The organism is Streptomyces sp. CBMA29 (assembly GCF_014596445.1).
In the GTDB taxonomy this organism is placed as follows: domain Bacteria; phylum Actinomycetota; class Actinomycetes; order Streptomycetales; family Streptomycetaceae; genus Actinacidiphila.
On sequence record NZ_MECL01000057.1, the window covers coordinates 17,278 to 39,142 of the forward strand.

15 protein-coding genes are annotated in these 21,865 nt (G+C 73.0%); 3 read left to right on the forward strand and 12 right to left on the reverse strand.

Features of this window, described 5'->3' with window-relative positions; translation table 11 throughout:
• Positions 1 to 164 precede the first annotated feature (164 nt).
• On the reverse strand, positions 165 to 2,903 hold the full coding sequence (ppdK, locus tag BGM09_RS08050) for a pyruvate, phosphate dikinase (RefSeq protein WP_188280759.1): 2,739 nt from the start codon (positions 2,901 to 2,903) through the stop codon (positions 165 to 167).
• A 369-nt stretch (positions 2,904 to 3,272) separates the two neighbouring features.
• Positions 3,273 to 4,478 (reverse strand): tRNA dihydrouridine synthase DusB, encoded by a 1,206-nt coding sequence (gene dusB / locus BGM09_RS08055; protein ID WP_188280760.1) that lies wholly within the window; start codon positions 4,476 to 4,478, stop codon positions 3,273 to 3,275.
• A gap of 136 nt (positions 4,479 to 4,614) precedes the next feature.
• On the opposite strand from dusB, the gene BGM09_RS08060 reads away from it, so the two are divergent.
• The 3 genes from BGM09_RS08060 (at position 4,615) to BGM09_RS08070 (ending at position 7,510) form a co-directional block, all read left to right on the forward strand.
• Complete coding sequence (locus BGM09_RS08060; protein WP_188280761.1) at positions 4,615 to 6,045, forward strand: MFS transporter; 1,431 nt, start codon at positions 4,615 to 4,617, stop codon at positions 6,043 to 6,045.
• Positions 6,042 to 6,572 carry a MarR family winged helix-turn-helix transcriptional regulator gene (locus tag BGM09_RS08065; protein ID WP_188280762.1) on the forward strand — a complete coding sequence of 177 codons (531 nt, stop codon included), beginning with the start codon at positions 6,042 to 6,044 and terminating at the stop codon, positions 6,570 to 6,572. The genes BGM09_RS08060 and BGM09_RS08065 overlap by 4 nt, the downstream gene beginning before the upstream one ends.
• Positions 6,573 to 6,694: 122 nt before the next feature.
• The gene (locus tag BGM09_RS08070; protein ID WP_188280763.1) at positions 6,695 to 7,510 is read left to right on the forward strand and encodes a DeoR/GlpR family DNA-binding transcription regulator; all 816 of its coding nucleotides are present in this window, start codon (positions 6,695 to 6,697) and stop codon (positions 7,508 to 7,510) included.
• Positions 7,511 to 7,557: 47 nt separating this feature from the next.
• Here BGM09_RS08070 and BGM09_RS08075 read toward each other — a convergent pair whose 3' ends face one another.
• The 10 genes from BGM09_RS08075 to BGM09_RS08120 form a co-directional block, all read right to left on the reverse strand.
• Positions 7,558 to 10,470 carry an FAD-binding and (Fe-S)-binding domain-containing protein gene (locus BGM09_RS08075; RefSeq protein ID WP_188280764.1) on the reverse strand — a complete coding sequence of 971 codons (2,913 nt, stop codon included), beginning with the start codon at positions 10,468 to 10,470 and terminating at the stop codon, positions 7,558 to 7,560.
• Between the two features lie 235 nt (positions 10,471 to 10,705).
• A complete protein-coding gene (locus BGM09_RS08080; RefSeq protein ID WP_223186493.1) occupies positions 10,706 to 12,166 on the reverse strand; it encodes an aldehyde dehydrogenase family protein in 1,461 nt (486 codons plus the stop codon).
• Between the two features lie 137 nt (positions 12,167 to 12,303).
• A complete protein-coding gene (locus tag BGM09_RS08085) occupies positions 12,304 to 13,302 on the reverse strand; it encodes a cyclase family protein (protein WP_188280765.1) in 999 nt (332 codons plus the stop codon).
• Positions 13,299 to 14,330: an alcohol dehydrogenase catalytic domain-containing protein gene (locus BGM09_RS08090; RefSeq protein ID WP_188280766.1), complete on the reverse strand. Its 1,032-nt coding sequence runs from the start codon at positions 14,328 to 14,330 to the stop codon at positions 13,299 to 13,301. Before BGM09_RS08090 ends, BGM09_RS08085 begins: the two co-directional genes overlap by 4 nt.
• Positions 14,330 to 15,235, reverse strand: a complete 906-nt coding sequence (locus tag BGM09_RS08095; protein WP_188280767.1) for a shikimate dehydrogenase family protein — start codon at positions 15,233 to 15,235, stop codon at positions 14,330 to 14,332. Before BGM09_RS08095 ends, BGM09_RS08090 begins: the two co-directional genes overlap by 1 nt.
• On the reverse strand, positions 15,232 to 16,689 hold the full coding sequence (locus BGM09_RS08100; protein WP_188280768.1) for an FGGY family carbohydrate kinase: 1,458 nt from the start codon (positions 16,687 to 16,689) through the stop codon (positions 15,232 to 15,234). The genes BGM09_RS08095 and BGM09_RS08100 overlap by 4 nt, the downstream gene beginning before the upstream one ends.
• 145 nt (positions 16,690 to 16,834) lie before the next feature.
• Entirely contained in the window at positions 16,835 to 17,779 is a 945-nt protein-coding gene (locus tag BGM09_RS08105) for a 2-deoxy-5-keto-D-gluconate 6-phosphate aldolase domain-containing protein (RefSeq protein WP_188280769.1), read from the reverse strand.
• A 50-nt stretch (positions 17,780 to 17,829) separates the two neighbouring features.
• Positions 17,830 to 18,915, reverse strand: coding sequence for an ABC transporter permease (locus tag BGM09_RS08110; protein ID WP_188280770.1), 1,086 nt, complete (start codon positions 18,913 to 18,915; stop codon positions 17,830 to 17,832).
• A complete protein-coding gene (locus BGM09_RS08115; RefSeq protein ID WP_188280771.1) occupies positions 18,912 to 20,597 on the reverse strand; it encodes a sugar ABC transporter ATP-binding protein in 1,686 nt (561 codons plus the stop codon). Before BGM09_RS08115 ends, BGM09_RS08110 begins: the two co-directional genes overlap by 4 nt.
• A complete protein-coding gene (locus BGM09_RS08120) occupies positions 20,594 to 21,778 on the reverse strand; it encodes a sugar ABC transporter substrate-binding protein (RefSeq protein ID WP_188280772.1) in 1,185 nt (394 codons plus the stop codon). Before BGM09_RS08120 ends, BGM09_RS08115 begins: the two co-directional genes overlap by 4 nt.
• Positions 21,779 to 21,865: the final 87 nt, after the last annotated feature.

Sequence of the window (21,865 nt, forward strand, 5' to 3'; positions counted from 1 at the left end):
CGGTGGTTCCGCCGGCGGTGTGACCCCACGGACGTGAAAGTGCCGGGGGCGGCGCTTCCGCACGAAGCGCCGCCCCCGGCGGGGCGGGGTCGGGATCGGGTCGCCGGTCGGTGAGGGTGCCCCCAGGGCAAGGGGCTTCCGGCGGCGGTCCGGGCCCGGCCCGGTCAGGTGGTCGTCGCAGGCCGACCGGCGGCGGCGCGGGCGGCCTCCAGGCGGGCGACGGGGATGCGGAAGGGCGAGCAGGAGACGTAGTCGAGTCCGACGTCGTGGAAGAAGTGGACGGACTCGGGGTCGCCGCCGTGCTCGCCGCAGATACCGAGCTTGAGGCCGGGGCGGGTGGCGCGGCCGGCCTCGCACGCGGAGCGGACCAGCGCGCCGACGCCGTCGCGGTCGATGGTCTCGAACGGGGAGACGCCGAAGATGCCCTTCTCCAGGTAGGCGGTGAAGAAGGACGCCTCGACGTCGTCGCGGGAGAAGCCCCACACGGTCTGAGTGAGGTCGTTGGTGCCGAAGGAGAAGAACTCGGCGGCCTCCGCGATCTGACCGGCCGTCAGCGCGGCGCGCGGCAGCTCGATCATCGTGCCGATGGCCATGCCGAGCGAGGCGCCGGTGGCCGCCTCGACCTCGGCGATGACGCGGTCGGCCTCCTCGCGGACGATCTCCAGTTCCTGCACGGTGCCGACCAGCGGGATCATCACCTCGGGGCGCGGATCGCCCTTGACGGACTTGCGGTGCGCCGCGGCCTCCGCGATGGCCCGTACCTGCATGGCGAACAGACCGGGGATGACCAGGCCGAGGCGTACGCCGCGCAGGCCCAGCATCGGGTTCTGCTCGTGGAGCTTGTGGACGGCCTGGAGCAGCCGCAGATCGTTCTCGTTGGCGTCCCTGCGGGACTCGGCGAGCGCGACCCGTACCGACAACTCCGTGATGTCGGGGAGGAATTCGTGCAGCGGCGGGTCCAAGAGCCGTACGGTCACCGGCAGTCCGTCCATCGACTCGAACAGCTCGATGAAGTCGGCCTTCTGCAGCGGCAGCAGCGCGCCCAGCGCCTCCTCGCGCTCGGTGTCGGTGTCGGCGAGGACCAGCCGCTCGACCAGCTCGCGGCGCTCGCCGAGGAACATGTGCTCGGTACGGCACAGGCCGATGCCCTGCGCGCCGAAGCGGCGGGCGCGGTTGGCGTCCTCGGCGTTGTCGGCGTTGGCGCGTACTTGCAGGCGGCGGACCCGGTCGGCGTACGCCATGATCCGGTGCACCGCCTGGACGAGTCCGTCGGCCTCGTCGGCCCCCGCGTGCATGCGGCCCTCGAAGTACTCGACCACCGGGGACGGTACGACGGGCACCTCGCCGACGTACACCTTGCCCGAGGAGCCGTCGATCGAGATGAGGTCGCCCTCCTCTATCACCACCACCTCCTTCCCGTCCGGGCCGTTGGCGGTCAGCCGTCGCCGCTTGGTGTCGACCTCCAGCTCCTCGGCGCCGCACACGCAGGTCTTGCCCATCCCGCGGGCGACGACGGCGGCGTGCGAGGTCTTGCCGCCGCGGCTGGTGAGGATGCCCTCGGCGGCGATCATGCCGTTGAGGTCGTCGGGGTTGGTCTCGCGGCGGATCAGGATGACCTTCTCGCCGGACCGCGACCACTTCACGGCGGTGTACGAGTCGAAGACCGCCTTGCCGACGGCGGCGCCCGGCGAGGCCGCGATGCCCCAGCCGATCCGCCGTACGTTCCCGCTGTCGGCGACCGTGTCGTCGAAGCGCGGGAACATGAGCTGCGCCAACTGCGCGCCGTTGACCCGTTGCAGCGCCTCCGCCTCGTTGATCAGCCCCTGGTCGACGAGCTGGGTGGCGATCCTGAAGGCCGCCGCCGCGGTCCGCTTGCCGACCCGGGTCTGGAGCATCCACAGCTTGCCGCGCTCGATGGTGAACTCGATGTCGCACAGGTCGCGGTAGTGCGTCTCCAGCGTCTCCATGATCGAGATGAGCTGGTCGTACGACGTCTTGTCGATGCCTTCGAGGTCGGCGAGCGGCACGGTGTTGCGGATGCCGGCGACGACGTCCTCGCCCTGGGCGTTCTGGAGGTAGTCCCCGTACGTGCCCTGGTGGCCGCTGGCCGGGTCGCGGGTGAAGGCGACGCCGGTGCCGGAGTCCGGGCCGAGGTTGCCGAAGACCATCGAGCAGACGGTGACGGCGGTGCCCAGGTCGCCGGGGATACGTTCCTGGCGGCGGTAGAGCTTGGCTCGCTCGGTGTTCCAGGAGTCGAAGACCGCGCGCACGGCGAGGTCCATCTGCTCGCGCGGCTCCTGCGGGAAGTCCCGGCCGGCCTCCTTGGCGACGATCGCCTTGAAGTCGTCCACGAGCTGTTTGAGATCGGCCGCGTCCAGACCGAGGTCGCTGTCCGCGCCCTTGTTCCGCTTGGCCTCCTCCAGCGCGTCCTCGAAGAGGTCGCCGCCCACGCCGAGCACGGTCTTGCCGAACATCTGCACAAGACGCCGGTAGGAGTCCCACGCGAAGCGCTCGTTGCCCGCCTGCTGGGCGAGCCCCGCGACCGACGCGTCGGACAGGCCGATGTTGAGGACGGTGTCCATCATGCCGGGCATGGAGAACTTCGCGCCCGAGCGGACCGAGACCAGCAGCGGATCGTCCGGCTGGCCGAGCTTCTTGCCCATCCGCTGCTCCAGCGCGTCGAGGTGCGCACTCACCTCGTCGCGCAGCGCGGAGGGTTCCGCGCCGGTTTCCAGATAGACCCTGCACGCCTCGGTGGTGATGGTGAAACCCGGAGGGACGGGCAGGCCGAGGTTGGTCATCTCGGCGAGGTTCGCTCCCTTGCCGCCGAGTAGGTCCTTGAGGTCTTTGTTGCCCTCAGTGAAGTCGTAAACGAACTTCTGCTTCTTCTGTCGTGCCGACACGGGACTCGACTCCTCGCGACCGGGATGCCCTGACGGCGGGGAGCGTACCCAGCCCGAAGGCGCCGCAGTGTGTCCATGACCTCGACACACGGCGGTAACCGCCCGTCTGCCGGTGTATCCCGAGCGGGGGGCTCACCGGCCGGTGTCCTCGCTCCGTTCACGAGTCGAACGGACGGTTTCACTCCGGTGGCCGCTTCGGCGATTCGGTCGACGGAGCGTCACGTCGCGCCGTGCCGCGTGGACGCAGCGGGGGTGGCACTGCGTGCCATGCTTTCGGAAGGTGCGACACCCCTCCTCGCGCTCGTTTGAGCGCAACCCCTATCAACCGTGGCGCGAATCACGCCTCGCGTCTCACATTCTGGACACGTTCTAGCCGCCCGACGTGTCGGATTCGGCGTCTTCCGTGAGCACGGTGCAGTCGTACGGGTCGTTGAGCCAGCCGTCCGGGAGGACGACCCGCTTGCCGGGGGCGGTACGGCCGCGCGGGCCGTCGGCGTGCGCGGGCCAGGGCTGGGTGAGGTCGAGGCCGCCGAGGTGCTCGTCCATCTCGGCCAGCGACGAGGCCGTGGCCAGCGCCCGGCGCGCGTCCGAGCCGACCGAGAAGCCCTTGGTGTACCAGGGCACGTGCTTGCGGAAGTCGACGACACCGCGTGCCTCGTCCCCGATCCACTCCCCCAGCAGTTCCGCGTGCCGCCGCATCACGCGCGCGACCTGCCCGAAGCCGGGGGTGGCGGGCGCGGCGCCGCCCTCGAAGGCGGCGACCAGGTCGCCGAAGAGCCAGGGCCGCCCGAGGCACCCCCGGCCGACCACGACGCCGTCGCAGCCGGTCTCCCGCATCATCCGTACCGCGTCGTCCGCGCACCAGATGTCGCCGTTGCCGAGCACCGGGATCTCGGGCACGTGCTCCTTGAGCCGCGCGATGGCGTCCCAGTCGGCGGTGCCGCCGTAGTGCTGGGCGGCGGTGCGGCCGTGCAGCGCGACCGCCGTGACCCCCTCCTCGACCGCGATGCGGCCCGCGTCGAGATACGTGAGGTGGTCGTCGTCGATGCCCTTGCGCATCTTGATGGTGACCGGCAGGTCGCCCGCGTTGCCGACCGCCTCGCGCAGGATCGCCCGCAGCAGATTGCGCTTGAACGGCAGCGCGGACCCGCCGCCCTTGCGGGTCACCTTCGGCACCGGGCAGCCGAAGTTGAGGTCGATGTGGTCGGCCAGGTCCTCGTCCACGATCATCCGCACGGCCTTGCCGACGGTCGCCGGGTCGACACCGTAGAGCTGGATGGAGCGCGGTGTCTCCGACGCGTCGAAGTGGATGAGGTGCATCGTCTTCTCGTTGCGCTCGACCAGCGCCCGCGTCGTGATCATCTCGCTGACGAACAGCCCCTTGCCGCCGCTGCCGCGATCCGTCGGGGGCCGGCCCCCGAACCCCCGCTCGCCTTCGGCGAATTCCCGGCAGAGCGTGCGGAAGGGCGCGTTGGTGATGCCCGCCATGGGGGCGAGTTCGACCGGCGGCCACACGGCGTGCGGGCCGATCCGGAGGGTTTCCGGGCGGGTGAGCGTGGCGGGGTCAGCGGTCATGCCGTCCATTGTCGCGTACGGAGCGGGGGTCCGCCGAAATTGGTTGTACGGCCAAAATGATTCTGGTCGTACAATCGTTGGTATCGGCACGCACTACGCACTACGCACTCAGCCACGAGAAGAGGAGCCCGCGCCCATGCCCGAGCTGACGCACCGGCGTCGGATGCTCATCCTGGGGATCTGCTGCATGAGCCTGCTGATCGTCAGCCTGGACAACACGATCCTGAACGTGGCGCTGCCGTCGATGAAGCGGGACTTCCACGCCTCGGTCTCCGGCCTCCAGTGGACGATCGACGCGTATCTGGTGGTGATCGCCTCACTGCTGCTGCTCTCCGGCTCCACGGCCGACCGGCTCGGCCGGAAGAAGATCTTCCGGATCGGGCTGGTCTTCTTCACGCTCGGTTCGCTGCTGTGCAGCCTCGCGCCCGGCCTCGGCTGGCTGATCGCCTTCCGGATGATCCAGGCGGTCGGCGGCTCGATGCTCAACCCGGTGGCGATGTCGATCATCACCAACACCTTCACCGACGCCCGCGAACGGGCCCGCGCGATCGGCGTGTGGGGCGGTGTCGTCGGGATCAGCATGGCGGCCGGACCGATCGTCGGCGGCGCGCTGGTGGAGACCGTCGGCTGGCGGTCGATCTTCTGGATCAACCTGCCGGTGGGCGTGCTCGCCCTGATCCTCACCTCGCGCTACATCCCCGAGTCCCGCGCGCCCCGCCCGCGCCGCGTCGACCCGGTCGGCCAGGTGCTGGTCATCGCGCTGCTCGGCTCGCTCACCTACGGCATCATCGAGGGCTCGGGCGCGGGCTGGACCTCCCCGCTGATCGTCGGCTGCTTCGTCGTCACGGTGCTCGCGCTGCTCGGCCTGACGCGGTACGAGAAGCGGCGCACCGACCCGCTGATCGACGTGCGCTTCTTCCGCAGCGCGCCCTTCAGCGGCGCGACCCTCATCGCGGTCAGCGGCTTCGCCGCGCTCGGCGGCTTCCTCTTCCTCAACACCCTCTACCTCCAGGACGACCGGGGCCTGTCCGCCCTCGACGCCGGGCTGTACATGCTGCCGATGGCCGTGATGTGCCTGGTCTTCGCGCCGCTGTCCGGACGGCTGGTCGCCTCGCGCGGCCCGCGCCTGCCGCTGGTGCTCGCCGGTCTCACCATGACGGCCAGCGGCGTGATCTTCGCGGTGCTGGACGCCGAGTCGTCCAACGCCCTGCTCTTCACCTCCTACGTCCTGTTCGGCATCGGCTTCGGCCTGGTCAACGCCCCAATCACCAACACCGCCGTGTCCGGCATGCCCCGCGCCCAGGCCGGGGTCGCGGCGGCCGTGGCGTCCACCAGCCGCCAGATCGGCCAGTCGCTGGGCGTCGCCGTGATCGGCGCCGCGCTGGCCGCCGGAATGCAGACCACCGCCTGGTGGATCATCTCGGGCTGCGGCGCCTCCGTCCTGCTCATCGGTACGCTCACCACCGGACGCTGGGCCCGCGGTACGGCCGAACGCGCGGCCGGTCTGCTCGTGCCAGAAGAAGACGAAGATGACGACACCCCCCGAATCCCGGTGAGCACCTCATGACGACGACGTCGGACGCGACGAGTTCCCTCGGCACGGAATCCGGCCATACGGACCCGGTCGATACGGCCTCAGGCACGCCCGACAGCACGGGCGCCGGTACGGCCTCAGGCACGCCCGACGCCACCGCCGAGCGGATCTGGCGCAATCTGCGCACCTACGTACTGGAGCGCAACGAGCGCCGCAAGGAGACCTCGGAAGCGCTCGGCATGAGCTTCTTCCGGATCAAGGTGCTGCGCCGGGTCGCCGCCTCTCCCGCCCGGCTCAGCGAGTTGGCGGCCGAGCTCTCCTCCGACCGCCCGTACACGACGCTGGTGGTGGACGACCTCGCCAAGCGCGGCCTGGTCGAGCGGCACGAACACCCCACGGACCGGCGCTCCAAGATCGTGACGGCCACCGCCGAGGGCCACGCCGCCGCGGACCGCGCCAACGCCATCATGGGCGCCCCGCCGGAGTCGCTGAGCGCCCTGTCGGCCGCCGATCTGACGGCGCTCGACCGCATCGTGGCGGCCCTGGCGGCCCAGGACTGAGCCCGCCCCGGCCGCCGCCTCGGCCGCCGCCCCGACCGCCGCTTCGCCCGCCGCTTCGGCCGCCGCCCTCGACCGGTCGGCTGTCCCGGTCCCCGAGGGGGTGATGGTCTAAGGTCTGGACGGTGACGCCAGAAGCCGAGGACCGCGCTGCCGAGGAGGCCAGGCCCGCGTTCCCCACCGAGCGCCGACGGGCCCTGGTGGAGCTGCTCAGGGAGCGGCGCAGGCTGACCGTCGTCGAGATCTCGGAGCGGTTCCAGGTCACCGCGGAGACGGTGCGCAGGGACCTGGTGGAGCTGGAGCAGACCGGCGCGCTGCGCCGGGTGCACGGCGGCGCGATCCTGCTGGACAACGAGCACGGCATCCCCGGTCTCGCCCAGCGCACCCGGATCATGGCCGAGGAGAAGACGGCGATCGGCGCGGCGGCGCTCGCGCACATGCCGACCGGCGGCGCGGTGCTCATCGACGCGGGCAGCAGCACCGGACGGCTCGCCGATCTCTACCCCGGCGGGCCGCAGTTGGTGGTGATGACCAACTCCCTGCCCATCGCCGTCACGATGACCGGCAAGCCGGGCGCGGCCGTCTACACGACCGGCGGGCGGGTCCGCAACGACACGCTGGCCGAGGTCGAGATGCTGACGCTGCGGGCACTGGACGAGGTCAAGGTCGACGTCGCGTTCCTGGGCACCTCGGGGATAACGGTGGACCACGGCTTCTCCACCTCGGACGTCTCGGAGAGCGCCGTCAAGCGGACGATGATGGCCTCCGCCCGGCGGGTCGTGGTGCTGTGCGACCACTCGAAGATCGGCACCGCGCTGTTCTCCCGCTTCGCACCGGTCGACGGGCCCGACCTGCTGATCACCGACTCGGGGATCAGCGCCACGCAGCTCGCGGAACTGCGCGGCGCCGGCCTCGAGGTGCAGGTGGCCGAGCCGGTCTGACGTCGTCACGGCGTCGTCCCCTGACCGTCGCGCCTTAACCGTCGCCCCTACCCGTCCTCGCCCTCCTTCACCGCCCGGCCGTCGGACTCGTCGTCGAGGGCGGACGCGAGCAGCTGGGCCAGGTGGACCGCTCCGACGCCGGCCGCGAGGTCGTCGATCTGGGTACGGCAGGAGAATCCGTCGGCCAGTACCGGGCCGGTGCGCTCCGCCGTCTCCAGCGCGGGCAGCAGCGCGGTCCGCGCGACGGCCACCGAGACGTCGTAATGGCCGCGCTCCACACCGAAGTTGCCCGCGAGTCCGCAGCAGCCGCCGACCGCGGTGACGTCGGCGCCCGCCGTGCGCAGCAGTTCCTCGTCCGCCCGCCAGCCCATCACGGCCCGCTGGTGGCAGTGCGGTTGGGCGACCGTCCGGACGCCCGACAGGTCCGGCGGTCGCCAGCCGGGCGTACGGCTCAGCAACTCGGCCAGGGTGACGGTGAGATCGGCCACCCGCCGCGCCCTGGGGTCGTCGGGCAGCAGCTCGACGCCGTCCCGGCGCAGCACGGACGTGCACGACGGTTCGAGGCCGACGATGGGCACACCGTCGGCGACGGCCGGTTCAAGTGCCGTGTACGTACGGCGCAGTTGCCGGCGGGCGCCGTCGAGCTGGCCGGTGGAGATCCAGGTCAGCCCGCAGCAGACCTGACGCTTCGTCAATTCGACGGTGTATCCGGCCTGTTCCAGTACGCGTACGGCGGCCGTGCCGACCTCGGGCGAGAACGACTGGGTGAAGCTGTCCACCCACAGCAGCACGCGGGGGCGGGACGGGCGCGGGTCGCGGGCGTCGCGGGCGTCAGGATCGGCGCGGAAGGAGGCCAGGAAGGACGCCCGGAAGGTGCGGCGGGCGAAGCGGGGCAGGCCGCGCCGTCCGTCGATCCCGCCGAGCCGCTTGACCAGCGCGCCGACCCACCGGTTGCCGAGCAGCGCGTTGCCGACACCGGCGAGCCGGGTGGCGAGCCCGGCGGTGCGCGGCAGCCAGCCCAGCGAGTAGTGCGTCACCGGGCGGAGCCTGCGCCGGTAGCGCTGGTGCAGCACCTCCGCCTTGTACGTGGCCATGTCGACGCCCGCCGGGCAGTCGCTCGAACACGCCTTGCACGACAGGCACAGGTCCAGTGCGTCGTGCACCGCGGGGTCGGCCCAGCCGCCGTCCACCAGGTCGCCCCTGAGCATCTCCTGGAGCAGCCGGGCCCGGCCGCGGGTGGAGTGCCGCTCCTCCCCCGTCGCGAGGTACGAGGGGCACATCGCACCGCCCGACGTCGTGAGGTCGGCGCGGCACTTGCCGACTCCGACGCAGCGGTGGACCGCGCGGGTGAGGTCGCCGGAGTCGTGCGGGTAGGCGAACGCGCCGGTGACGACGGGCAGTCGCGGCCGGACCCGCAGGTCGGCGTCGAGCGGCGCCGGGTCGACCAGCACGCCGGGGTTGAGCAGGGCGCCGGGGTCCCAGACCGCCTTGACCGCGGCGGCGGCGCCCAGCGCGGCGGGAGAGTACATCCGGGAGAGGAGTTCGCCGCGGGCCCGGCCGTCGCCGTGCTCGCCGGACATCGAGCCGCCGTGCGCGGCCACCAGGTCGGCGGCGTCCTCGAGGAACGCCCGCATCCGGGCCGCGCCGCCCTCGTCCCGCAGACCGAAGTCGAAGCGGCCGTGCACACAGCCGTCGCCGAAGTGCCCGTACAGCAGGCCGTCGTAGTGGTGCTGCCCGAGCAGCGCGTCCAGGTCCCGCAGGTAGGCCCCGAGCCTCTCCGGCGGTACGGCGGCGTCCTCCCAGCCGGGCCAGGCGTCGGCTCCGCCGGGTGTGCGGCCCGCCAGGCCCACCCCGTCGGTACGGATCCGCCACAGCGCGGCGATCCGGCCGGGGTCGGTCACCACCTGGCCGTCCACGGCGCCGGACGCGGCCAGTACGGCGCGGGCCGCGTGCTCCGCCTCCGCGAGGTCGGCGCCGCCGGTCTCCACCAGCAGCCAGCCCGCGCCGCGCGGCAGCGCGGGCACGGCGGCGGCTCCCTTTCGGCGGACCACGACCTCCACCAGCCGCCGGTCCATGCCCTCGACGGCCAGCGGGCCCAGGGCCACCAGCGCCGGGGTCGCGTCGGCGGCGGCGGGCATGTCGGGGAAGCCGAGCACCGCGAGCGCGCGGGCGGCGGGCCTGGGCACCAGCCGTACGGTGGCGTCCAGCACCAGCGCCAGGGTGCCTTCCGAGCCAACCAGCGAGCTCATCACGTCGAAGCCGCGCTCGGGCAGCAGCGCGTCCAGCGCGTAGCCGGACGCCTGGCGCGGGAAGCGGCCGTACTCGGTCCGCAGGACGGCCAGGTGCGCGTCGGCCACCTGCCGCAGCCGGGTGTTCAACTCCGCGTCCGACGTGCCGTGCTGATCAACCGTCACCTGACGGCCGTCGGCCAGCAGCAGCCGGGCGGACACCACGTTGTCACGGGTGTTGCCCCAGGCCACGGCGTGCGCGCCGCAGGCGTTGTTGCCGATCATCCCGCCGATGGTGCAGCGGTCCGCGGTCGACGGGTCGGGCCCGAGCAGCAGACCGTGCGGCGCGGCCTCGCGCTGGAGGCGGGCCTGGACGGTACCGGCGCCCACGGTCGCGGTACGGCGCTCGGGGTCGATGTCGGCGACCCCGTCGAGCGCGGTGAGGTCGAGGACGACCCCGGGGCCGATCGCGTTGCCCGCGACCGAGGTTCCGGCGCCGCGTGCCACCACGGACAGGCCGAGTCGGTGGCAGTGGGCGACGGTGTCGACGGCGTGCGCCGCCGACTCCGCGCGCACCACGGCGACCGGGGGCACCCGGTAGTTGGACGCGTCGGAGGAGTACAGCGCACGGGTGCCCGCGTCCAACAGCACGCTGGGGCCGAGCAGTTCGCGCAGGCGGCGGGCACCGCCCGCCGCGTCGCCCGGCCCGTGCGGTGCGTTCGGCTTGTCCATCGCCTTCGTTCCGTTCCTGTCGTCGCTTCCCCGCCGCGTCCGGACGGCGGGGAAGCGAGGTCGTCACCGCGAGGTCGTGTCCTCGTAGTAGACCGCCTCGACCGGGCTGACCGGCTCGCACGCGCCGCGGTCCACACGCTCGGCCGACCGGCCGCTCCCCCCTGGTGCGGCCGGTCGGCCTCCCCCCGGGCCCGCGGGCGTGGCGGCTTCCCCTCCGCGACCGCCCGCGGGCCGGTCATGACGCGTTCCCGGGCGCTGACGCCTGGTACACGCTCTTGGTCCAGGTGAAGAAGTCCACGGCGGTCTGTCCCTGCTCGCGGTAGGTGTTGGTGGAGGAGTCGCCGACCCCGCCGAAGGGGACGTTCAGCTCCACCCCGCTGGTCGGCCGGTTCACCTTGATCACTCCGGCCCTCACCTCGGAACTGAACCGGTGCACGGTGTCCAGGTCGTTGGTGACCACACCGGCCGTCAGACCGAAGCGGGAGTCGTTGACCAGGTCGATGGCCTGGTCGAGGCCGGCGGCGTCGAGCACCGCGACCACCGGGCCGAAGACCTCCTCCTGGGCGACGGTGTGCGCGGGCCGCACGCCGGTCAGCACCGTGGGGCCGAGCAGCAGGCCGTCCGGGTCCGCGCCGCCGACCACGGTCCTGGCGCCCTCGGCGAGGGCCTTGTCCACGTAGCCGAGATCGGTGGCGAGTTGGGCGCCGCTGACCACCGGCCCCATCCGTACGCCCTCGGTCAGTCCGTCGCCGGGCCGGTAGGCCGCGGCCTCCTCGCGCAGGGCGTCGAGGAAGGCGTCCTTGACGCCCGGCAGGCAGATCACCCGGCTGGTCGCGGTGCACGCCTGGCCGGTGAGGCCGAAGCCGCCGGCCGCGACGATGCGCGCGGCCACCACGGCGTCGGCGTCGTCGCAGACCACGACGGCGTTCTTGCCGCCGAGTTCGAGCTGCACCCGGATGCGGCGCGGCGCGACGGCGGTGTAGATGCCCGCGCCGACGCCCACCGAGCCGGTGAAGGTGACCGCGTCGATCCGCGGCGACGCGACGAGTTGGGCGCCGATCCGGGCGCCCGAGCCGGTCAGCAGGGTGAACACCCCGTCGGGCAGGCCGGCTTCCTGGAGCACCCTGGCCAGGTGCCAGGCGCCCGCGGGGGCTATCTGGGCGGGCTTGAGCACCACCGCGTTGCCGCTGACCAGGGCGGGCGCGGACTTCCAGGCGGGGATGGCGACCGGGAAGTTCCAGGGGGTGATGACCGCGACCGCGCCCAGCGGTTCGCGGCGGCTGTAGACCAGGTCGGTGCCCGCCGCCGAGGGGTACGTCGTGCCGCCGATCCGCCAGCCCTCGCTGCCGTAGAAGCGCAGGATGTCGGCGGCCCGCGCGACCTCGCCGCGCGCCTCCGCGAAGGTCTTGCCCTCCTCGCGGGTGATGTCCCGGGCGGCCTCGTCCGCGCGGTCGTCGAGGAGCGCGGCGGCCCGCTCCAGAATCCGGCCGCGGGCGGGGGCCGGGGTGCGTCCCCAGTCGCGGGCGGCGGCGTGGGCGGCGTCCAGCGCGCGCTCCACGGTGGCGGCGTCGAGGTCCGCGCTGAGGCTGACCCGCTGACCGGGCACGGCCGGATTGTCCCGTACCGCCGTCGGGGCGCCGGTCCATCGCCCGCCCACCAGGGACTGAATCTCCAGGACGTCCATGCTGTCGGTCATCTCCTCTGGTTCTCAAGGCCGTTGGGGTCGTCGGAAGCTGTCGGTGGCGTCGGAAGCCGTCGGTCTCGTCGGGAGTCGTCGGTGGCGTCGGCGTCCTCGGCGTCGTCAGGTCCTTCGGGGCGTACGGGGTCCCCGCGTCACTTCAGCGCGAGGGCGTTGGCGGTGGAGCCCGCCGCGCCGGTGAGGTGGAGCGGGGCCGCGGTGAACAGCCCCTCGTGGACGCCGTCCTGTGCGCAGTCCTCGGCCAGGGCGGCGAGGTCGAACAACTCGCCCACCGCGAGGCCCAGTTCGGCGATCAGCGTGTGGTGCAGGAAGGTCTCGGGCCCGCTCATGTCGAACGGCATGGCCTCCACCGCGGGGCAGTCGGCCGCGACCGCGGACAGCTCCAGGCCGCGCAGCCACCGCCTGGTCTCCGGATCGACGGCCAGGCCCGGCGAGGCGAAGAAGCCCTCCGCCGCCAGCGCCCCGCGCGCCGCCCGGTCCAGGCCCTCGTACCACCGGGTCCAGCCGAAGTGCAGCAACAGGACGTCTCCGGGCCGCGGTTCGGTGCCCTGCGCGGTGAGCGCGGCCGTCACGTCGGCCGCGGTGTAGGCGACCCGGCGGGAGCAGTCGCCGCCGTGCCGCCCGTGCGCGACCAGGTCGGCCAGGACGAAGCGGCCCGCGATGCCGCGCCGCGCCCAGTGCTCGATGCCCAGCGGCCCCGCCGCCGCCGCGATGTCGGCGGCCCGGTGGCCGCCGTAATAGGCGCCGTCGGGGCCGCGCACGTGCGCCAGCCCGTCCCACTGGGAGGACCCCTGCGGGTAGAAGGAGTCGAGGCGGTCGTCGAAGCCGTTGCCGAGGTCGATACGGGTGTGCGTGTGGCTGCCCCTGCCGAGGATCGGCGGGTCGGGCAGGGCCAGGTCCCAGTTGAGCGGGAAGACCCGGCCCCGGGTCACCAGCGCGGCGGCGTCCCTGACCCGCTCGGGCGTCTGCCGCGCCACGGCCCCCAGTTCGCCGACGACGGCCTCGGCGTCGCCGGCAAGGGCCTGCTCGTACGTGGCCGGCGTACCGGAGACCCCGGCCGCCGCAACCGACGCCGCACCGTAAGTCCCGTCCTCCCGGCCCCCGTTGGGCTCCCCGCCCCGCGTGCCGCTCATGACGCGTCCACCGAGATCATGGCCTTCATCGCCACCGTGCCCGCCGCCGCGTCGGCCAGGGCCTTCGGCCCCTCCTCCAGCGCGTAGTGGTCGGAGACCAGGTCGTCGACCTCGACCGCGCCGCTGGAGACCAGTTCGATGGCGCGCGGCCAGGTGTGGGCGTAGCGGTGGACGGTGGTGACGGTGAGTTCGCGGTAGCGGATCAGGGTGGACGACAGCGTGATCGCCGGCGCGGCGGGCACTCCGACCAGTACGGCCCGGCCGCGCGGGCGCAGCCGCGTCATCCCGTCGTCCAGCGCGGTGGGCGCGCCCGAGCACTCCAGGTAGCAGTCCAGGCCGGCGGCCACGTCCTGGAAGGCGGTGCCCGGGTCGGCGCCGACGTGAGCGGTCTCCACGCCGGGCGTGGAGTGCGCGAGCCGGGCCAGTCGGCGCTCGTCGACGTCCGCGACGATCACCCGGGCCGCCTTCTCGGCCAGGGCGACCCGCGCCACCAGGGTGCCGATCGGGCCCGCGCCCGCGATCAGCACCTGCTCGCCGGGGAGTACGGCGGCCCGGCCGACGGCCCATACGGCCACCGACAGCGGTTCGAGCAGGGCCGCCCGGGTCGCGGTCATCGCGGCGGGGACGGCGTGCACCGCGCGGCGCGGCAGCACCACGCGCTCGCGCGCCAGCCCGGCGTGCGGCGGCATCCCGAGGAAGCGCATCCGCGCGCACAGGTTGTACGTACCGGCCAGGCACTCGCGGCACCGGCCGCACCACAGGCCGGGTTCGACGGCGACCAGGTCACCGGGGGCGAGTCCGGTCACCCGGTCACCGGTCTCCAGGACGGTGCCGGACGCCTCGTGGCCGAGCACGTGCGGCCCGGTGAGCCGGAAGGCGCCGATCCGCCCGTGCGCGTAGAAGTGGGTGTCCGAGCCGCAGAGGCCGACCCGCGCGACCGCGACGCGTACGTCGTCGGCGCCCAGCGGTTCCTCGTCGGTCTCGCCGATCGCCGCGTCATGGGCGCCTCGCAGGGTGAGAGCACGCATCACGCCACCTCCGCGGCGTCGCCCGCGGGCGCGAGCGGATCGGTGAGGTCCGGCGGATCGGTGAGGTCCGGCGGATCGGGTTCGCCGGAGGGTTCGAGGGTCGGTTCGAGACCGAGGAAGTCCGCGGTCGGCCCGAGCTGGTGGAGGAGCATGTGGATGCCGGGCACGACCGTGCATCCCGCGCGCCGCGCGTGGTCGAGCAGCCGGGTCCTGGCGGGTTTCATGATGATGTCGCTGACGGCCGTGGCGGGGCTGAGCGCGGCGAGGTCGACGGGCGGCGGATCGGCGGCGCGCATGCCGACCGAGGTGGTGTTGACCAGGACGTCGACGTCGGCGACGGAGTCCCGCTCGCGCACCTCGCAAGCCACGGCCGGGTAGTGGCGGCCGACCTGCTCGGCCAGGGCGACGGCGCGGGCGGTGGTCCGGTTGCGGACGGCCAGGTGCGAGACGCCCGCGGCGGCCAGCGCCATGGCGACGGCGCGCGCGCTGCCGCCCGCGCCGAGCAGCAGCACCCGCGCGCCCTCCAGCCGCACCCCGTGCGCGCGCAGCCCCGCGACCAGGCCGGGGCCGTCGTACTGGCCGCCGAGCAGCCGCCCGTCGGGCAGCCTGCGGATGACGTTGCTCGCCCCGGCCCTGACGGCGTCCTCGGTGAGGTCGTCGAGCAGCCCGGCGATGTGCTCCTTGTGCGGCATGGTGACCCCGATGCCCGCCAGGTTCTTCCAGGAGCGCGCCGCGGCGACCGCCTGCGCCAGATCCTCGACGCCGACCTGGTACGGCACCACGGCCGCGTCGATGCCGCGCTGGCGGAAGAAGCGGTTCATCACCTCGGGCGTGCGCACATGGGCCACCGGGTCGGCGAAGTGCGCGTAGATCCGGGTGTTCCCGGTGATGGGATGGGACGTCATGATGCGGTGAACTCCGTCCAGTCGTCGATCCAGGTGCCGAGGGCGGGGATGAGTCCGCAGGCCAGCGCCGCCATCCGGGCGGCGCCGCAGGCGCCGGCCTCGGCGCCGACGGGCAGCCGGACCGAGCCGAGCACCCGGGCGCGGACGGCCCTGATGTAGCCGGACGTGTACCAGCCGCCCGCGGCGATCAGCGCGTTGCCGGGGCCGCCGAGCACGTCGAGCAGGCCGATCGCGTCGCGGCAGCGCCAGGAGGTCAGTTCGACCGTGACGGCCCACGCCTCGGCGTCCGGCAGTCCGTGGAGGGCGGCCACCAGGGCGGCCGGGTCGAGCGGGGCCATCGGCCGGGCCGCGCTGCCGAGGGCGACGGCGAATTCCGCCGCGCGGCCGGTCGCGGACAGCCGGGCCGCGGCCTTGCCGAGCGCGTCGACGTCGGCGAGGGTCCGTTCGGCGCCGAGCCGGTCGTCGAGCAGGGCGCGCAGCAGGCGTCCGGTGCCGAGGACGCCGAAGAGGTAGTCGCGGCCGGGGACGATGTGCGGTCCGCGCTCGAATCCGGCGGCCACCGCCCGGGTCAGCAGGCCGGGGTCCTTGGCGGCGGGCCGGGAGCGGATCAGCGCCTCGCCGGTGCCGAGGCTGTCGAAGCAGTCGTCGGGGTGTACGGCCCCGGCGCCGATCGCGCCCGCCAGGTGGTCGTGGCCCGCGACGGTGACGACCGCGCCGCCGACCAGCGGCAGACCGGCCCGCGCGGTGCCGGTGGGCGATCCGGCGGGCAGCAGTTCCGGCATCGCGGCGGGGTCGAGCCCAGCCCGGTCCACGCCGTGCTTCCACCACTCGCGGGCGGTCACGTCCATAAAGCCGCTGCGTGCGGCGAGCGACCACTCGGCCGTGGCCCGGCCGCCCGCCCAATGGGCGGCCCACTCCGGTACGTTCAGCCAGCTCACGGCCTTCCCGGCCGGGCCGGACCTCGTACCGAGAGCGGCGGACGTACGGGTGTCGGGCCCGGCGGACGACGCCGGCCGTCGGGCCAGTCGGGGCAGCAGCCACGCCACCTTGACGGCCGAGGCGCGGGTGGTGGGCCGCAGGCCGGTGGTGGCGGTGAAGCCGTCGCCGTGCTCGGCGAGGAGAGCGGCCAGTTCGTCCGCCCCGCTGGTGTCGAACCAGGCCACGGCCGGTGCGACGGGTGCGCCGTCGGCGGCGAGCGCGTACCCCGCCTCGGCCATGCCCGCGAAGCCGACGGCGAGGGCGTGGCGGCCGGGCAGCCGGTCGGCGAGCTGCCGGAAGAGACCGTCCAGCGTGCCGGACAGGTCCTCGTGCCCGAGCACCGTCGTCCCGGCGGCGAGCCGCCACGGGGTGTCGGCCCTGACCACCGCCAGCTCGTGGCCGCGCTCGTCGGTGGCGCACACCTTCACCGTGGTGGTGCCGATGTCCACGCCGACGACGCATGCCGTCCTTGCCATCACAGCCTCCATCGCTCAAGGAGCTGAAATACGCTGGTTCGTCCTGTCTACAGGTCTTCGCCGTCCTGCGGCGCGAGGCCCGGTCGGGGGAAAACTCGCGCCCCGGCCAACGCCACCGATCAGCGCGCCCGGCCGACGACCACGGTCAGCGCGCCGCGCTCGGCACGTCCTCGCCGAGCGAGTACGCGGTGACCAGCCGTCGCAGCCGGCCGGCGATCGAGGCGACCACCTGCTCCTCGTCGAGGTCCCCGTGGAGATAGCCGTCGAAGGCGTCGATCCACAGGCTGCGGCCGATGGCGAAGCCGATGTAGCCGTCCACCCCGCGGATCTGCCGCACCCACTCCTCGGCCGCGTCGATGTCCGCGCCGCCGCCGAGCAGCACCAGGGAGGTCGGATACGGCGCCCCGGCCCGGCAGTGGTCGGCGACCACCGCGTAGTCGGCCTCGGTGGCCAGCGGCTCCAGCTTCCACACGTGCGGCCACACGCCCGCGTCCTGGTACTCCGAGACCGTCCGCAGCAGCAGTTCCGTGTGGTGCGCGCGCTGCCAGCGCTCCTTGTCGCCGGCGTCCGCGGCGAGCTGCGCGTCGGTCGGCGGAACCAGCATCTCCAGCATGAAGGGCCGCTGGTTGGCCAGGCACCAGTCGAGCACCTGGCGGGCGCGGGCGGTCTGCCGGGCCCTGCGCCCGGCGGGCAGTTCGGGGTTGTGCACGATGAGCGCCTTGACCATGTCCGGTCCGAGCGCGTCCAGACGGGCGCCGAAGTCGTCGCCGCCGGTGAGGACGAACTCGCCGGTGTTGATGTCGAAGACCGAGGACCGGCTCTCCTCGACGGGCAGCACCAGGCAGCAACCGGCCTCCCGTACGCGGGGGATGGTCCGTCCGCCGTACTCCTCGTCGATCAGCACCCCGAGGTTGGCCGGGTCGGTGCCGCCTTCGGCGATCGTGCGGACCAGCGCGTCGAAGGCCAGGTCCTTCACCCGGCCGAACGCCTCCTGGCGTTCGGCGGCCGGCACCGCGTCACCGAACAGCCCGCGCATCACCGCCCGGTGGTCCATGGCCAGGACCAGGAGCGGATGGGGGACGTCAGTCATCGTGTGTCCTTTCGAGAGGGGGCGGGGCAGCGGCCGGCCGGACGGGCGGGTCATGCCGGACCCCGGCGTTCACCGGTCCTGCGGCGGGCGACGAAGCGCGCGGCGAGGACGGCGACCAGCAGGGCGAGGCCGTTGAACAGCGGCTGCACCCAGAACGGGACGCCGAGCAGGCTCAAGCCGTTGAAACCGACGGCGAGCAGCAGGATCGCGACGATCACACCGGGCACGTTGTAGAAACCCGGACGGTAGGTGGTGACGCCCAGGAAGGCGGCGGCGTAGGCGGGCAGCAGCAGGTCGGGGCCGAGACTGGGGGTCACGGAACCGGCCTGGCCGAGCTGGAGCACGGCGGCCAGCGAGACCAGCCCGCCGGCGCAGCCGAAGGCGAGGATCTTGTACCGGCCGGTGCGCACACCGGCCAGGAACGCCACGCGCTCGGAGCCGCCGATCGCGTACAGCCGGGCGCCGACCGGGGTGTGCTGGAGCAGGTAGAAGCAGATGACGGCCACGATCGCGACGATCCACACCGCCCAGGCGACCTGCACCGCGTAGCCGCGGCCGAGGGTCTTGGCCAGGCCGGGAACGGTGGTGAGGATGGCGCCGTTGCTGAGCATCAGGGTCATCGCGGAGAGCACGATTCCCATGCCCAGGGTCGCGATGAACGAGTTGATGCCGAACACCACGTTGAGCACACCGTTCCAGGCGCCGGCCACCACCCCGCAGCCGGCCATCGCGAGGAACACCGCGGTCACCGGCCAGCCCTGGCCGGTCAGATAGGCGCCGAGCATCGCGCAGAAGCCGAGCAGATAGCCGACCGACAGGTCGAACTCGCCGACGATCAGCGGGAAGAGCACCGCCAGCGTCATCAGCGCGATCACGGACTGGCTGACCAGCAGCGAGGTCCAGTTCTGCCGGGTGGCGAAGTTCGGGGTGGCCATGCTGAACACCACGATCAGCACCACCAGCAGCACGATCTGGGCGTAGCGCTGGATGAGGGCTTCGCCGATCGTACGCAGCAGGCCGGCGTCGTGGGACCGCCCGGCGGGGGGTCGCGGTTCGGCGGGGGGTCGCGGGTCGGCGGTCACGGCGCCCCCGGTCAGCGCGTCGGGCCGCACTGTGTCGAGATCTTCTCTGCTCATCTCGGACCGTCCTCCTGTGGACTCGCCACGATCCTGGCGAGCTTGACGGGGTTGTCGGGGACGGGGATCTCCTGCGCCCCGGCTCCGGGGCGCAGCACCACCATCCGGTCGCAGTACGCGGTGAGCTGCTCGAACTCAGAGGAGAACAGGACCACGCCCATCCCCTGGTCCACGCGTTTCCTGACCGCTTCGAACATCAGGAGCCGCGCGCCCGGGTCGACGCCGTTGGTCGGTTCGTCGAGTACCAGGACCTTCGGGTCGGTGGACAGCCACTTGCCGAGCAGCACCTTCTGCTGGTTGCCGCCGCTGAGGCTGCCGAGGGAGGCCGAGGGATCGCGCGGCCGTACGTCGAGTTCGCGGATCACCCGGCCGATCGCCTCCCGCAGCGCGGCCCCGCGGTGCCAGAAGCGGCGCAGCGAGGGGAGCGCGATGTTGTCGGCGACGCTCAGGACGGCGACGCCGCCGTGCGAGAGCCGGTCCCTGGGCAGCAGCGCCACGCCCTGCCTGCGGGCGGTGGAGACGGTCCAGCCACGGGTGGGTTCGAACCCCCGCGACCGGACCGTGCCCGAGCGGGGCGGCACACCGCCCGCGAGGAGATACGGCAGTTCGTCCACGCCGGAGTCGGGCAGGCCGGTGACTCCGACGATCTCGCCCGCCCGGATGTCGAGGTCCAGCGGGTCGAGCCGGTGGCCGGTCAGCCCGCGGATCTCCATCAGAGTCCGGTCCGCGCCGTCCCCGGCCGGCGCCCCTTCGCCGTACGCCCCGCGGGAGTCGGGGGCGGCGGGACGGTCGGAAGCAGTCGGCCGGCCGGAAGCGGCGGGACGGCCGGAAGCAGTCGGCCGGCCGGAAGCGGCGGGACGGCCGGAAGCAGTCGGCCGGCCGGAAGCGGCGGCGGGCTCCTCGCGGTGCCCGGCCCCGGCCGCCTGCTCGGCGGCCGGCCGCTGCTCCGGGAGCATGTACTCGATGATCCGGGCCGCGCTGACCTCGGCGGACGGTCCCTCGTACTGCGTACGACCGGCCGCCAGCACGGTGAGCCGGTCGGCGTACTGGGTGATCTCGCCGATCCGGTGGGTGACCATGAGGACCGCCGTGCCCCGGTCGGCGAGCCTGCGGACCAGGCCGAGGACCTGTTCCGCGTCGTCCTGCCGCAGCGAGGCGGTGACCTCGTCGAGGATGAGAATCCGGCTGCCCTGCCCGGTGGCGACGGCGAGGGACACCATCGCCCGGTCCGCGGGGCCGAGTTCGGCGCAGGTCGTACGGGCGTCGACCGGCACCTCGTGCTCGTCGAGCAGCCGCTGCGCGCGCCGTACCAGCGCCCGGTGGCTGAGCCCGAGGGCGGGGACGCCCTCGAAGCCGCCGAGCAGCGCGACGCAGTCCGCGACCCTGAGCGTGTCGACCAGCGGCGCCTCCTGGTGGACGACGCCGACGCCCGCCGCGCGGGAGTCCATCGGCGACGACCACTCCTGCGGGGCGCCGTCCACCAGCAGGTGTCCGCTGTCCGGGCCGAACACCCCGCTCATGATCTTGATCAGGGTGGACTTGCCCGAGCCGTTCGCCCCGGCCAGCGCGTGCACCGCGCCGGGGACCAGGCCGAGTGAGACGTCCCACAGGGCCTGGGTGGCGCCGAAGGTCTTGCACAGCGAGCGCGCCGCCATGACCTCATCGGGTGCCGGGGTGGTCACTTGATGCCCCAGAGCTTGTGGTACTCGGCGGCGACGTCGAACGGCAGCTTCCACTGGTCGTTGTTGCCGATCATGTTGTCCTTGGTGAGCAGGACCGTGATCGCGCCCTCGTTGGCCGGTTCGATGGCGGGCTGCTTCTGCACGGTGCGGATCATCTGGTCGACGGTCGCGTAGCCGTACAGCGAGGGGATTTCGATGACGGTCGCGCCCTGGATGTCGCCCTCGCGGATGAACTGCCGGTTGATCGGGTCGCCGACCGCGCTGACCAGCTTGACCTTGGCGCCGAGACCGGCCTGCCTGATCGCGTTGACCTCCGCCGCGGCGGCGGCGTCGAAGCCGGTGTAGACGTAGGTGGCGTTCGAGTGCTGCTGGAGGGTCGAGACGGTACGGGTGCCCAGGGCGCCCGAGGCGATCTCGTCGGTGGTGAAGTTGACCGGCTTGAGCACCTTGCACGAGGCGCACTTCTTCATCTCGGCGACGAAGGCGTTGTACGTGACCGTGTTGGACAGGTACTCGCTGGTGATGACCGGCTGGACCACGGCGGTGCCCTTGGAGTCGGCGATCACCCAGTCGGCCTGCATCCGGCCGTTGGCGCCGTAGTCGGGCGCCACGTCGAGGTCGAAGTCGATCTGGCCGGGCTCCAGTTCGGGCTCGGGGTTGGGGGTGCCGGTGCCGTTGTTCATCGAGATCACCGGGATGCCGGCCTTCTTGGCCGCCTCCAGGCCCTGCTGGACCAGCTTGGAGTCGATGGAGACCGTGGCGATCACGTCGGCCTTGTTGGAGACGGCGTTGAGGATCATGTTGTTCTGGGTGCGGGCGCTGGACTGGCCGTCGTAGACGGTGGGCTTCCAGCCGAGGGTCTTGACGATGCCCTTGACCGCTTCCGCCGGGGTGTTGCAGCCGCCGATGGCGACACCGCACGGGACGATCGCGACCTTGATGTTCTCGGGTACGGTGACCGGCTTGTCGGTCGGTCCCGCGAAGGACTCGGGACCCTTCTGCGCGGCCTGCACCGCGGTGACGAACCGGCTGACGTCCTGGCTCTGCCCGGAGTCGGCCGCGCCGCTGTCACCGCCGGAGCCGTCGTTGGAGGGTGCGCACGCGGCGGTGAACCCGAGCCCGATGCACGCGGCAGCGATGACCGCTGCCCTCGCCCCTGAAGTAAGGACTGTGGAAGGCATACCTCGCTCCTTTGCGGTGGTACACGTCGCCGTGGTGGCGGTGTCTGCGGGATCGCTTGTCATGGGACCGCTTGTCATGGGACGGCT

Coding starts and splice junctions, on each gene's coding strand:
- dusB (WP_188280760.1), bottom strand. CDS start 4,478: ATGACCGCTGACCCCGCCACGCTCACCCGCCCGGAAACCCTCCGGATC.
- BGM09_RS08060 (WP_188280761.1), top strand. CDS start 4,615: ATGCCCGAGCTGACGCACCGGCGTCGGATGCTCATCCTGGGGATCTGC.
- BGM09_RS08065 (WP_188280762.1), top strand. CDS start 6,042: ATGACGACGACGTCGGACGCGACGAGTTCCCTCGGCACGGAATCCGGC.
- BGM09_RS08075 (WP_188280764.1), bottom strand. CDS start 10,470: ATGGACAAGCCGAACGCACCGCACGGGCCGGGCGACGCGGCGGGCGGT.
- BGM09_RS08080 (WP_223186493.1), bottom strand. CDS start 12,166: ATGACCGACAGCATGGACGTCCTGGAGATTCAGTCCCTGGTGGGCGGG.
- BGM09_RS08085 (WP_188280765.1), bottom strand. CDS start 13,302: ATGAGCGGCACGCGGGGCGGGGAGCCCAACGGGGGCCGGGAGGACGGG.
- BGM09_RS08090 (WP_188280766.1), bottom strand. CDS start 14,330: ATGCGTGCTCTCACCCTGCGAGGCGCCCATGACGCGGCGATCGGCGAG.
- BGM09_RS08095 (WP_188280767.1), bottom strand. CDS start 15,235: ATGACGTCCCATCCCATCACCGGGAACACCCGGATCTACGCGCACTTC.
- BGM09_RS08100 (WP_188280768.1), bottom strand. CDS start 16,689: ATGGCAAGGACGGCATGCGTCGTCGGCGTGGACATCGGCACCACCACG.
- BGM09_RS08105 (WP_188280769.1), bottom strand. CDS start 17,779: ATGACTGACGTCCCCCATCCGCTCCTGGTCCTGGCCATGGACCACCGG.
- BGM09_RS08110 (WP_188280770.1), bottom strand. CDS start 18,915: ATGAGCAGAGAAGATCTCGACACAGTGCGGCCCGACGCGCTGACCGGG.
- BGM09_RS08120 (WP_188280772.1), bottom strand. CDS start 21,778: ATGCCTTCCACAGTCCTTACTTCAGGGGCGAGGGCAGCGGTCATCGCT.